Source organism: Streptomyces sp. NBC_01298 (assembly GCF_035978755.1).
Taxonomy (GTDB): domain Bacteria; phylum Actinomycetota; class Actinomycetes; order Streptomycetales; family Streptomycetaceae; genus Streptomyces.
In genome coordinates, this window is the sequence record NZ_CP108414.1 from 4,071,042 (window position 1) to 4,083,048 (window position 12,007).

Below are 12,007 nucleotides of genomic sequence, written 5' to 3' on the forward strand. Positions count from 1 at the left end.
CATCAGGTCGTACGGCGCCTGCGCGCCCCCGGCCGCCGCTCGCTCGGCCGGTACACGTTCTCCCCGGCCTCCTTCGCGGCCTCGCGGCGCGCGGCCCCGTACTCCGCCAGGGCCTCCGCCAGCTTGCCCACGCTCGGCTCCGGCGACAGCACGTCGACCCGGAGCCCGTGCTCCTCGGCCGTCTTGGCCGTGGCCGGGCCGATGCACGCGATCACGGTGACGTTGTGCGGCTTGCCGGCGATGCCGACGAGGTTGCGCACGGTGGAGGACGACGTGAAGAGCACGGCGTCGAAACCGCCGCCCTTAATCGCCTCGCGGGTGTCCTGCGGCGGCGGCGAGGCGCGCACGGTCCGGTAGGCGGTGACGTCGTCGACCTCCCACCCGAGCTCGATCAGCCCGGCCACCAGGGTCTCGGTGGCGATGTCGGCGCGCGGCAGGAAGACGCGGTCGATCGGGTCGAAGACCGGGTCGTACGGCGGCCAGTCCTCCAGCAGACCCGCCGCGGACTGCTCGCCGCTGGGCACGAGGTCGGGCTTGACACCGAACTCCACCAGCGCGGCGGCGGTCTGCTCGCCGACGGCGGCGACCTTGATGCCGGCGAAGGCACGGGCGTCGAGCCCGTACTCCTCGAACTTCTCGCGGACGGCCTTGACCGCGTTCACCGAGGTGAAGGCGATCCACTCGTAGCGGCCGGTGACCAGGCCCTTGACGGCCCGCTCCATCTGCTGCGGGGTGCGCGGCGGCTCCACGGCGATGGTCGGCACCTCGTGGGGCACCGCGCCGTACGAACGGAGCTGGTCGGAGAGCGAGGCTGCCTGCTCCTTGGTGCGCGGCACGAGCACGCGCCAGCCGAACAGCGGCTTCGACTCGAACCAGGACAGTTCCTCGCGGCGCGCGACGGCGCCATGCTCCCCGACCACGGCTATGACGGAGCGCGCGCCCTCGGGCGAGGGGAGGATCTTGCCCTGCTTGAACACCTGCGCGATGGTCCCGAGGGTCGCGCTCCACGTCCGCTGGCGGGTCGTCGTACCGGCCACGGTCACGGTGAGCGGGGTGTCGGGCTTGCGCCCGGCACCGATCAGCTCGGCCGCCGCCGCCGAGACGGTCTCCAGCGTCGCGGAGACGACGAGGATGCCGTCGCTGGCGCCCACCTCGCTCCAGCAGCGGGTGGAGGCGGTCCGCGCGTTCACGAACCGCACGTCCGCACCCTGCTTGCCGGCCAGCGGGACACCGGCGTACGCGGGCACGCCGACGGCGGTCGCGACGCCGGGGACGACCTCGAAGGGGATGCCGCCGGTGGCGCAGGCGAGCATCTCCTCGGCGGCGTTCCCGTCGAGCCCGGGGTCACCGGTGACGGCACGGACGACCCGCCTGCCGGAGCGCGCGGCCTCCATGACAAGATTGGCGGCATCTCGGATGACCGGGACTCCGGCGGCTGCTGACTTCTCGTCAGCAATCGTCAGCTGTGGCGTGTCCACCCCCGCGCGCGCATGCGTACGTACGACCTCGAGCACCTCGGGCTCCGCGATCAGTACGTCCGCGGCGGCCAGGGCCTCCACGGCGCGAAGCGTCAGCAGTCCCGGGTCGCCCGGGCCGGCACCGAGGAAGGTGACGTGCCCCTGGACGGCGACGGACGGAAACGCGGAGGTGGTTGGGCTTGTGGGGTTCAAAGCGACCGCTCCCCCATCAGACCGGCCGCGCCCTTGGCCAGCATCTCGTCCGCGAGTTCGCGGCCGAGCGCCATGGCCTCGTCGTACGACTGGGGCACGGGACCGGTGGTGGACAGCTGCACCAGCGTGGAACCGTCGAGGGTTCCCACGACTCCACGCAGGCGCATCTCATTGACAATCTGCCCGTCGGCCAACAGGTCGGCGAGCGCGCCCACGGGGGCACTGCAGCCGGCCTCCAGGGCGCCGAGCAGGGCGCGTTCGGCGGTCACGGCGGCCCGGGTGTACGGGTCGTCGAGCTCGGCGAGCGCGGAAATCAGGTCCGTGTCGGACGCCAGACACTCCACGGCCAGGGCACCCTGGCCCGGGGCCGGCAGCATGTTGTCCACGGAGATCAGGTCGGTGGCCTCGTCGCCGCGGCCGATCCGGTTGAGCCCGGCGGCGGCCAGCACGACCGCGTCGAGCTCACCGTCCCGCACGAACCCGATCCGGGTGTCGACGTTCCCGCGGATGGCGACGGTCTCGATGACCTTCCCCAGCGAGCGGGCGTACGCGTGCAGCTGCGACCTGCGGCGCGGCGAACCGGTACCGATCCGCGCACCGTCGGGCAGCTGCTCGAAGGTCAGACCGTCCCGGGCGACGAGCGCGTCGCGCGGGTCCTCGCGCTGCGGCATGGCCGCGATGACGAGGTCGTCGGGCTGCGTGGTCGGCAGGTCCTTCAGCGAGTGCACGGCGAAGTCGACGTCCCCGCGTACGAGGGCCTCGCGCAGGGCGGTGACGAAGACGCCGGTGCCGCCGATCTGGGAGAGGCTCTCGCGGGACACGTCACCGTAGGTCGTGATCTCCACGAGCTCGACGGGCCGGCCGGTGATCGCCCGTACCGCCTCGGCGACATGCCCGGACTGGGACATGGCCAGCTTGCTGCGCCGCGTGCCGAGCCTCAGCGGCTGGTCGAGACGTGGATTCATGATGCCCGTCCTGAGTCGTGGTTCTTGTCAGCCTCGTCGGCCCGGCTGACGGAGGCCACCGTCTGCGGGTCGAGATCGAAGAGTTCGCGCAGCGCCTCGGCGTACCCGGCGCCGCCGGGCTCGCTCGCGAGCTGCTTGACGCGCACGGTCGGCGCGTGGAGGAGCTTGTCGACGACGCGCCGCACGGTCTGAGTCACTTCAGCCCGCTGCCGCTCGTCGAGATCGGGCACGCGCCCGTCGAGCCGTGCCACTTCCATGGCGACGACCTCCGCGGCCATGGCGCGCAGGGCGACCACGGTCGGCGTGATGTGCGCGGCCCGCTGGGCGGCCCCGAAGGCGGCCACTTCCGCGGCCACTATCGCGCGTACGGCGTCGACGTCGGCGGCCATGGGCGCGTCCGCGCTCGTCTCGGCGAGCGACTCGATGTCGACGAGCCTGACTCCCGGGATCCGGTGCACGGCGGCGTCGATGTCGCGCGGCATGGCCAAGTCCAGCAGCGCGAGCCGTACGGGCTGCGCGTCCGCCTGGTCCCGTACGCCCTTGCGCGGCTGCTGCCGCTGCGCGGCGGCCTCGCCCTGGTCGGCCCAGGTCCCGTGCAGCTCCAGCGACCCGGCGTCCACCCCGGCGAGCGCGGCCCGCCCGTCGGCGGTACGCCCGGGATCGGAAGCAAGAGCCTCGAGCCCGACGGGACACCCGTCCCGCTCCTCGACGACCACCTTGCTCCGCACGGCCCCGCCATCGGCGATCCGCCGCCCCTCCCCCGCAAGCACGGCAAGCCGCGCAACGAGGTCGGCGTCAACGGACGCAGCCAAATCCAGCCCCGCCGGCGTTTGAGGCGCGGGGGTCCGGGGGCCGGCCCCCGGCAACGGCGCCGCACCCGCGAAGGGGTCCGGGGCGGAGCCCCGGGGAACGGTGGAAGGGCGGGTAGGGGACGGCCCCGCAGGGCGCCCCTCCACGGCCAGGGCCACCTCATCCCCGGTCAGCACCAAGCCAGTGGCACCCGTACAGGACACGACGACATCAACCCGAGCCAGCTCACCCGCAACCGCGGACATCGGCACGGCGGAAGCCGTAACCCCGGTGCCCGAGGCAACCAGAATCTCGGCCAACCGCTCCGCCCGCTCGGCGGTCCGGTTGGCGATCACGATCTCGCCCACACCCACCCGCGCCAGCGTCGCCGCGGCCAGCGAAGACATCGACCCGGCCCCGATGACGAGCGCCCGCTTGCCCGCGGCCCACTCCTCCACCGGCACCCGCACGGCGAGCTGCTCCAGCCCGAAGGTCACCAGCGACTGCCCCGCCCGGTCGATCCCGGTCTCGGAGTGCGCCCGCTTGCCGACCCGCAGCGCCTGCTGGAAAAGATCGTTGATCAACCGACCCGCCGTGTGGAGCTCCTGCCCCAGCGCCAGCGCGTCCTTGATCTGCCCGAGGATCTGCCCCTCACCGACGACCATCGAGTCCAGCCCGCAGGCCACCGAGAACAGATGGTGGACGGCCCGGTCCTCGTAGTGCACGTAGAGATAAGGAGTGAGTTCCTCCAGCGCGACACCGCTGTGCTGCGCCAGCAGCGTCGACAGCTCGGCCACGCCCGCGTGGAACTTGTCCACGTCCGCGTACAGCTCGATGCGGTTGCAGGTGGCGAGCACCGCCGCCTCCGCCGCCGGCTCCGCGGCGAGCGTGTCGTGCAGCAGCTTGACCTTGGCATCGGCGGCCAGCGAGGCGCGCTCCAGCACGCTCACGGGCGCGCTGCGATGGCTCAGCCCAACGACGAGCAGACTCATGCCGGCATCACCGCCGGAACGTCCCCGTCGGGGCCGCCCTTGCGCGCGACGGCGGCGGCCCGGCCGGCGGGCGGCACGACGGCGGCGGCCGGAGCCGCACCGGTGCCGGTGCCCGAGCCCGCGGCGGGACCGCCGGCGGCGGCCTGGGCGGCGGCTTCCTCGCCGGCCTTGCGCTGCTCGTGGAAGGCCAGGATCTGCAGCTCGATCGACAGATCGACCTTGCGCACGTCGACGCCCTCGGGCACGGAGAGCACGGTGGGCGCGAAGTTCAGGATGGAGGTCACTCCGGCGGCGATGAGCCGCTCGCTGACCTGCTGGGCGGCCCCCGCCGGGGTCGCGATGACCCCGATCGAGACGCCGTTCTCCTCGATGATCTTCTCCAGCTCATCGGTGTGCTGCACGGGCATCCCCGCCACCGGCTTGCCGGCCATGGCCGGGTCGGCGTCGATGAGCGCGGCCACGCGGAAACCGCGGGACGCGAAGCCGCCGTAGTTGGCCAGCGCGGCGCCGAGGTTACCGATGCCGACGATGACGACCGGCCAGTCCTGGGTCAGCCCGAGCTCGCGGGAGATCTGGTAGACGAGGTACTCCACGTCGTACCCGACGCCGCGGGTCCCGTAGGAACCGAGGTAGGAGAAGTCCTTGCGGAGCTTCGCGGAGTTGACTCCGGCGGCCGCGGCCAGCTCCTCGGAGGACACCGTGGGCACCGATCGCTCGGAGAGCGCGGTGAGGGCACGCAAGTACAGCGGAAGCCGGGCGACAGTGGCCTCGGGAATACCTCGGCTGCGGGTCGCCGGTCGGTGAGTTCGGCCAGTTGCCACGATGCTCCTGCGGGATGAGCGGGGCTGCAGGTGGCCACTTGTCCCAGGACCACCCCGTCGAATGCAGGCTATGTCTTTGTGAACGCGTGCACAAAGATTGTGTCCGCTTTGTCCGAGCAAAGTGACCGGGGTCACGCGCCTTGGGCATATGGACCGGGAACCGACGACACGCCGAACCCGTTCAATTCCCGAAGGGGGCAAAACGGTACACGCTCCTCACCAATACGCCCCCGAGACCCCATAAATCGCCCACGATGGTAACCGTCCGACGGCTCAAGCCTGCAATGCCCGTCGGAGCCGGTCAGGGTTCACTCTCCAGAAGGTGTGCTGTTCACCGTCCACCAGGACGACAGGAATCTGCTCCCAGTGCAGTCGGTACAACTCCTCGTCCTGAGAAATGTCCTTCTTCTCCCACTGTGCACCCGTCTCGGCGCAGACCTTCTCGACCACTTCCTGGGCGTCATCACAGAGATGGCACCCCGGCTTCCCGATGAGCGTGACCAACCGCTCCTCCGGACGCTTCTTCTGGGCACGGCGCAGCAAAGGACTCATGCGCCCATTCTCCCGCGCCGCCGCCGCGACCGGCCCGGTCCGTCGCGGCGAAGAGTTCACGCCCCTGACTCCCATCGGTTCGGGAAGTCCCGAACACAGTGGCTATGCTCGCGTCATGGCCGCTCTGGGATGGCTCACCCCCCGTAGGCGCTCCGCCACCGCGCGGAGCGTGCTGGCAGGCGAGGCCTCGGCCGAGGCCGCCCGCAAGACCGCTCTGGCCGACGAGGACTTCGACGGCGCGGACTCCCTTGAGGCGGACACCCTCGCCTACACGGAGCCGGAGACCGCCGCCGGGCCACAGGAGCCCGAAGAGCCCGAAGAGCCGGAGTTCCCCGTCGCCGGCGACGACCTGGCCGCCGCCTTCTTCGACCTCGACAACACCGTCATGCAGGGCGCCGCGATCTTCCACTTCGGCCGCGGCCTCTACAAGCGGGAGTTCTTCCGCCGCCGCGAACTCGCCCGCTTCGCCTGGCAGCAGGCCTGGTTCCGGCTGGCCGGGGTCGAGGACCCCGAGCACATGCAGGACGCCCGCGACAGCGCGCTGTCCATCGTCAAGGGACACAAGGTCTCCGAGCTGATGTCCATCGGCGAGGAGATCTACGACGAGTACATGGCGACCCGGATCTGGCCGGGCACCCGCGCCCTGGCCCAGGCCCACCTCGACGCCGGCCAGAAGGTCTGGCTCGTCACGGCCGCCCCCGTCGAGACCGCCACGATCATCGCCCGCCGGCTCGGCCTGACCGGAGCCCTCGGCACCGTCGCCGAGTCCGTGGACGGCGTCTACACCGGGCGGCTGGTCGGCGAGCCGCTGCACGGGCCCGCCAAGGCCGAGGCGGTCCGCGCCCTGGCCGCCGCCGAGGGGCTCGACCTCGCGCGCTGCGCGGCGTACAGCGATTCGCACAACGACATTCCGATGCTGTCGCTGGTCGGACATCCGTACGCGATCAATCCCGACACAAAACTGCGCAAGCATGCCCGCTCCAACGACTGGCGCCTGCGCGACTATCGGACCGGCCGCAAGGCCGTGAAGATCGGCGTCCCGGCCGCCGCGGGCGTCGGCGCGATCGCGGGCGGCACGGCCGCCGCGATCGCCCTGCACCGCCGCCGCAAGTAGCGGCTACGGGGCCCTGCCCGGCCTCCAGCCCCACCACGCCCGGCACGCTCCCCCGCCCGGGACATTCGCTCACCTCTACCCGCGCCCCCGGTGCGGCACTCCGTCATGCCCCACTCGGTCGCGAGCCACCGTGGAAGCAGGCATTCCGCGCACCCAACCGATCAAGAATCGATCACCATCCGTGCCTGAATATGCCCTCGACACGCAACAGAAGTGTCGTAACCGGTGATTTGAGCAACTGGGTGTAGCGCTGCCTGTACGAAGCGTTATTCTCCTCAAACGCATGCCACCGCCATCTGTCGCTACGACGGGTGAACGGTCCCGCACTGCACGTGATGGAAGCTCTGCCTCTGGGAGTCCCGTGTACCCACCTGTCGGGGTTGACGCCTCGGGCCTGGCTACGCTGCGCGCAACGGTCCTCGACCAGCTGCGCGGCTTCGTCCCCACCGCGTACACCGCCCCCGCATTCGCCACCGCGGTCCCCGCCGGACTCGGCCCGGCCGGTCCTTGCTACGCCCTGACCGACGGCGGGGCAACGGTGGGCAGACGCGGTCGCGCCGGCGGCTCGTCCGCCGGGGGCGCAGCCTCCGGGACCACCGCGCCGGCCGCCCGCCGCCCCACCGCGGACAGCGACCAGGCCCGCATGATGGACCTGGTCGAACGCGCCCAGGCCGGCGAAGCCGATGCCTTCGGGCGCCTGTACGACCAGTACAGCGACACCGTCTACCGCTACATCTACTACCGCGTCGGCGGCAAGGCGACCGCGGAGGATCTCACCAGCGAGACCTTCCTGCGTGCGCTGCGCCGCATCTCCACCTTCACCTGGCAGGGCCGCGACTTCGGCGCCTGGCTCGTGACGATCGCCCGCAACCTGGTCGCCGACCACTTCAAGTCGAGCCGCTTCCGCCTGGAGGTCACCACAGGCGAAATGCTCGACGCCAACGAGGTGGAACGGTCCCCCGAGGACTCCGTCCTGGAGTCCCTCTCCAACGCGGCCCTGCTGGAAGCCGTACGGAAACTCAATCCGCAGCAGCAGGAGTGCGTGACCCTGCGCTTCCTGCAGGGCCTCTCGGTCGCCGAGACGGCCAGGGTGATGGGGAAGAACGAGGGTGCCATCAAGACCCTCCAGTACCGGGCGGTCCGCACGCTGGCCCGCCTGCTCCCCGACGACGCCCGCTGACGCCACCTCCTCTCACATTCCGGTACCCCTCCCTGATGACCTTGATGACACCGACTCCACCGACGTCCCCGCCGTCCTCGACGACTGGGACGGCGGGGACGGCAGTGACGAATCCGACGTCGCTGTGGTCCGATCATCCTTCGTCCGTAACCCAAGTGCCGCGCCGCTCGTTGTGGGGAATGCAGGCTCCCTTTGGACAAGCCCTGCTTGAAGCCGCTCACTCGAAAGTGTGGATGTGCTCAAGGAAGGCAACCTTCCGGACACCTTGGGGAGTCGATCGTCATGACGAGAGGAGGTGCCGCCAGTGATCGCGAACGTGACTCCGCACCGGCGGGCGAACGCCTTCGCCCAGGCCCTGGAGGAGCGGACCCCGTCCGACCTTTCGGAACCGGACCCGGCGGCCGAGCAGTCCGAGGCACCTGCCGAACCTGCCGACCACGACCGGTTGTTGGCCCTGGCGAGCGTGCTCGGCGAAAGAATGCCGCGCCCGGTGCTGGACCCCGAGGTCAAAGTGGTGCAACGAGCCCAGCTCATTGCCGCCATGGAAGCCAAGGTGATGGAAGAGAGGGCCGGGGGCGGTGTGGCCGCCGACCCTCAAGTGCCCGAACAGCGGACCGGCCGCGGCGCCCACCGGGCGACCTCGCTCCGGAAATTGCGGCCCCGCTCCCGCTGGTCCAAGGGCATTGCGGCAGGCGGTCTCACCGTAGGTGTGGCCGCGGGGGCCTTCAGCGGAGTGGCCGCTGCCAGCACGGACGCCCTGCCGGGTGACCATCTGTACCCCGTGAAGCGGGGCATGGAGGACATCCGGCTCGGGATGGCCGACGGCGATTCGGACCGGGGCGAGCTCTATCTCGACCAGGCCTCCAGCCGCCTGTCGGAAGCCCGCCGGCTCATGGAGCGCGGCCGTCTCGGCGCGCTCGACCACGAGTCCCTCGGCGAGATCCGCCGAGCCCTCGCGGGCATGAAGCACGACGCGTCGGAGGGCCACCGGCTGCTCCAGGCCGCGTACGAGCGGGACGGCTCGCTCGGCCCCATCCAGGCGCTGTCCTCCTTCTCCCGTTCGCACCGGGACGCGTGGGCCAAGCTCCGGGGCAACCTCCCGGCGCAGCTCACCGACGTCGGCGGTGAGGTGGAGTCGGTCTTCCAGGCCATAGACCAAGAGGTCGCGCCGCTCCAGAGCCTGCTCCCGAAGCCTCCGGAACAGACCCGCGGCTCCGGTCCGTCCACCAGGCCGAGCGCCCCGGCGGGCAAGCAGCAGACGGCGCCCTCTCCGGGCACCCCGTCCGCGGCCCCCAGTCCACCTGCGGGGCAGACCTCGGGTTCCCCGAAGGCCCCGCCGTCGGACGGGCGCGGTCTCCTGGGCGGCACGGGCAACCTCCTGGACCCGCCCACGGGCCAGGGCCAGTCCACCCCGTCCGAGCCGGACGGCACCCCGCCGCCCGCCCACCCGGACATCACCCTCCCGCCCCTCCTCCCCGGTCTGCTCCCAGGCCTGGGCATCAAGGCGGAGGACGCCGACTAGTACCGGTCGCCGCCACCGGCACCACATGCCGAACCGCCGGCGGGTCTGGGAAATCCAGCCCCGCCGGCGCTTCGGTGCGTCAAAAACCGTGCCGGTCAGCAACCCTGCCCGTCAGAAGAAGACGGACCTCCGCTGCACCAGCAGCTTGTACAGCGTGTGCTGGATCTGCTCCCGCACCTGATCCGTCAGGTTGAACATCAGCATCGGGTCCTCGGCGGCCTCCGCCGCGTACCCGTCCGTCGGGATCGGCTCCCCGAACTGGATCGTCCACTTCGTCGGCAGCGGCACCGCCCCCAGCGGCCCCAGCAGCGGGAACGTCGGCGTGATCGGGAAGTACGGGATCCCCAGCAGCCTCGCCAGCGTCTTCGAGTTCCCGATCATCGGGTAGATCTCCTCGGCCCCCACGATCGAGCAGGGCACGATCGGCGTCCCCGCGCGCAGCGCGGTCGAGACGAACCCGCCCCGCCCGAACCGCTGGAGCTTGTACCGGTCCCCGAACGGCTTCCCTATCCCCTTGAAGCCCTCGGGCATCACGCCCACCAGCTCCCCGGCCTCCAGCAGCCGCTGCGCGTCCTCCGCGCAGGCCAGCGTGTGCCCGGCCTTGCGCGCGAGCTCGTTCACCACGGGCAGCATGAACACCAGGTCCGCCGCCAGCAGCCGCAGGTGCCGCTGCGCCGGGTGCTGGTCGTGCACGGCGACCTGGAGCATCAGGCCGTCCAGGGGCAAGGTCCCGGAGTGGTTCGCCACGATCAGCGCGCCGCCCTCCTTCGGGATGTTCTCGATGCCCTTGACCTCGACCCGGAAGTACTTGTCGTACAGCGGCCGCATCAGGGACATCAGGACCTGGTCCGTCAGCTCCTTGTCGTAGCCGAAGTCGTCGACCTCGTACTCCCCGGTGATCCGCCGCCGCAGGAACGCCAGCCCACCGGCGATCCGCCGGTCCCAGCCCTCCCCCGGCTCGGCCGGCTCCGGTACGGCCTCCACCGCCGGCTCCACCAACTCCACCGGCTGCGCGGCGGCCGCGAGCGGCGCCTCCGGCGCGACCCGTACCCGCCGGGCGGGCGAGGACCGCCGACGCGGCCGGTCCTCGCCGAACGGAATGACCTTGGCGTCCGCCACTATCGCTTCGCTCCATCCATGTCCACGTCCAGCATCCCGGCCACCCGGTCCACGGCCCGCGCGACCCGCTCCGGAGGGAGCAGCCCGCCGCTCCGGCTCCGTGTGAAGTCGGCGAAGGTCTCGGCGGTCGTATACATCGGCTCGAATCCCAGCCCTTCCCGCATCCGCGTGGTCTCCACGACCCGACCGTGCGTGAGGAGCCTTATCTGCTCGGGCGAGAACTCCGTCGCCCCGACCGCCCGCAGCGCCGCGCCCACCCAGGTCACCGCGGGCAGCAGGAGCGGCACCGTCGGCCGTCCCAGCCGCCGGGCGCACTGCGACAGCAGCAGCACCCCGTCGCCGGCGATGTTGAAGGTCCCGCTGAGCCCGCCGGGCCCGCTGGTCTGCGAGGCGAGGCGCAGCACGTCCAGTACGTCGTCCTCGTGCACGAACTGCAGCCGCGGGTCGTAGCCGAGCACGGTCGGGATCACCGGCATCGAGAAGTACTCGGCGAGCGCCGAGTCGGCGAAGGGCCCCAGGATGTTCGCGAACCGCAGCACGCACACCGCGACGTCGGGCCGCCTGCGCGCGAAGCCCCGTACGTACCCCTCGACCTCGGTGGCGTCCTTGGCGAAGCCGGCGGTGGGCAGCGACTTGGGCTGCGTGGTCTCGGTGAAGACGGCCGGATCCCGCGAGGTGCCCCCGTACACACTGGTACTGGACTTCACCACGAGCCGCCGTACCGTCGGGGACTTCTGGCAGGCTCCCAGGAGCTGCATCGTCCCGATGACGTTGGTTTCCTTGACGGTGCCGTACGAGACGGAGCCCGCGCCCGTCGCCGCTCCCCCGGTGACCGCGAGATGGACCACCGTGTCGACGGCGTTCTCCGCCAGCACGCGGGCGATGCCCGACTGCCTGATGTCCGCACGGACGAACTCGGCCGAGCCGAGCCGGTGCGGCGGGGTCACCGCGTCGACCGCGATCACCCGCTCGACCTCGGGATCCCGCTGGATCCGCCGCACGAAGCGGCCCCCCAGCTGCCGGGCAGCCCCGGTGACCAGCACGACCTTCCCCACGAGCTCAGCGCCTCCCTAGATCGGAACAACCGTCTCCGGCTGCACCGCAGCCCCCCCACCAGAATGGTGGGGGGGCTGCGGAGAACACGTACAGCTGCCGTTTACTTCTTGTTACGGCGCTGGACGCGGGTGCGCTTGAGCAGCTTGCGGTGCTTCTTCTTAGCCATCCGCTTGCGCCGCTTCTTGATAACAGAGCCCACGACTACCCTCGCTCACTTCTCTTCATTC

Annotated in this window: 11 protein-coding genes; 3 read left to right on the forward strand and 8 right to left on the reverse strand. The window is 71.2% G+C overall.

The annotated features are described in order from the left end of the window. Nucleotides 1-2: 2 nt before the first annotated feature. The 5 genes from OG730_RS18355 to OG730_RS18375 form a co-directional block, all read right to left on the reverse strand. Nucleotides 3-1,670, reverse strand: coding sequence for a bifunctional uroporphyrinogen-III C-methyltransferase/uroporphyrinogen-III synthase (locus OG730_RS18355; RefSeq protein WP_327305244.1), 1,668 nt, complete (start codon nt 1,668-1,670; stop codon nt 3-5). Further along, a complete protein-coding gene (gene hemC, locus OG730_RS18360) occupies nt 1,667-2,635 on the reverse strand; it encodes a hydroxymethylbilane synthase (protein ID WP_327305245.1) in 969 nt (322 codons plus the stop codon). Before hemC ends, OG730_RS18355 begins: the two co-directional genes overlap by 4 nt. Further along, complete coding sequence (locus OG730_RS18365) at nt 2,632-4,416, reverse strand: glutamyl-tRNA reductase (protein WP_327305246.1); 1,785 nt, start codon at nt 4,414-4,416, stop codon at nt 2,632-2,634. The genes hemC and OG730_RS18365 overlap by 4 nt, the downstream gene beginning before the upstream one ends. Next, nucleotides 4,413-5,237 (reverse strand): redox-sensing transcriptional repressor Rex, encoded by an 825-nt coding sequence (locus OG730_RS18370; protein ID WP_327305247.1) that lies wholly within the window; start codon nt 5,235-5,237, stop codon nt 4,413-4,415. The genes OG730_RS18365 and OG730_RS18370 overlap by 4 nt, the downstream gene beginning before the upstream one ends. Before the next feature lie 273 nt (nt 5,238-5,510). Then, nucleotides 5,511-5,789 carry a glutaredoxin family protein gene (locus OG730_RS18375; protein WP_327305248.1) on the reverse strand — a complete coding sequence of 93 codons (279 nt, stop codon included), beginning with the start codon at nt 5,787-5,789 and terminating at the stop codon, nt 5,511-5,513. A 115-nt stretch (nt 5,790-5,904) separates the two neighbouring features. Between OG730_RS18375 and OG730_RS18380 the strand changes: the two genes are divergently transcribed. The 3 genes from OG730_RS18380 to OG730_RS18390 all read left to right on the forward strand — a co-directional run bounded on the left by OG730_RS18380 (nt 5,905) and on the right by OG730_RS18390 (nt 9,605). Further along, complete coding sequence (locus tag OG730_RS18380) at nt 5,905-6,903, forward strand: HAD family hydrolase (RefSeq protein ID WP_327305249.1); 999 nt, start codon at nt 5,905-5,907, stop codon at nt 6,901-6,903. Nucleotides 6,904-7,264: 361 nt separating this feature from the next. Further along, nucleotides 7,265-8,083 (forward strand): ECF subfamily RNA polymerase sigma factor, BldN family, encoded by an 819-nt coding sequence (locus OG730_RS18385; RefSeq protein WP_266880342.1) that lies wholly within the window; start codon nt 7,265-7,267, stop codon nt 8,081-8,083. 304 nt (nt 8,084-8,387) lie between these two features. Then, the gene (locus OG730_RS18390) at nt 8,388-9,605 is read left to right on the forward strand and encodes a DUF5667 domain-containing protein (protein WP_327305250.1); all 1,218 of its coding nucleotides are present in this window, start codon (nt 8,388-8,390) and stop codon (nt 9,603-9,605) included. Nucleotides 9,606-9,716: 111 nt separating this feature from the next. On the opposite strand, the gene OG730_RS18395 is transcribed toward OG730_RS18390, so the two are convergent. The 3 genes from OG730_RS18395 to OG730_RS18405 all read right to left on the reverse strand — a co-directional run bounded on the left by OG730_RS18395 (nt 9,717) and on the right by OG730_RS18405 (nt 11,979). Further along, complete coding sequence (locus tag OG730_RS18395; RefSeq protein ID WP_327305251.1) at nt 9,717-10,724, reverse strand: lysophospholipid acyltransferase family protein; 1,008 nt, start codon at nt 10,722-10,724, stop codon at nt 9,717-9,719. Next, a complete protein-coding gene (locus tag OG730_RS18400) occupies nt 10,724-11,779 on the reverse strand; it encodes an NAD-dependent epimerase/dehydratase family protein (RefSeq protein WP_327305252.1) in 1,056 nt (351 codons plus the stop codon). Before OG730_RS18400 ends, OG730_RS18395 begins: the two co-directional genes overlap by 1 nt. 101 nt (nt 11,780-11,880) lie before the next feature. Then, entirely contained in the window at nt 11,881-11,979 is a 99-nt protein-coding gene (locus OG730_RS18405) for a 30S ribosomal protein bS22 (protein WP_003948845.1), read from the reverse strand. Nucleotides 11,980-12,007: the final 28 nt, after the last annotated feature.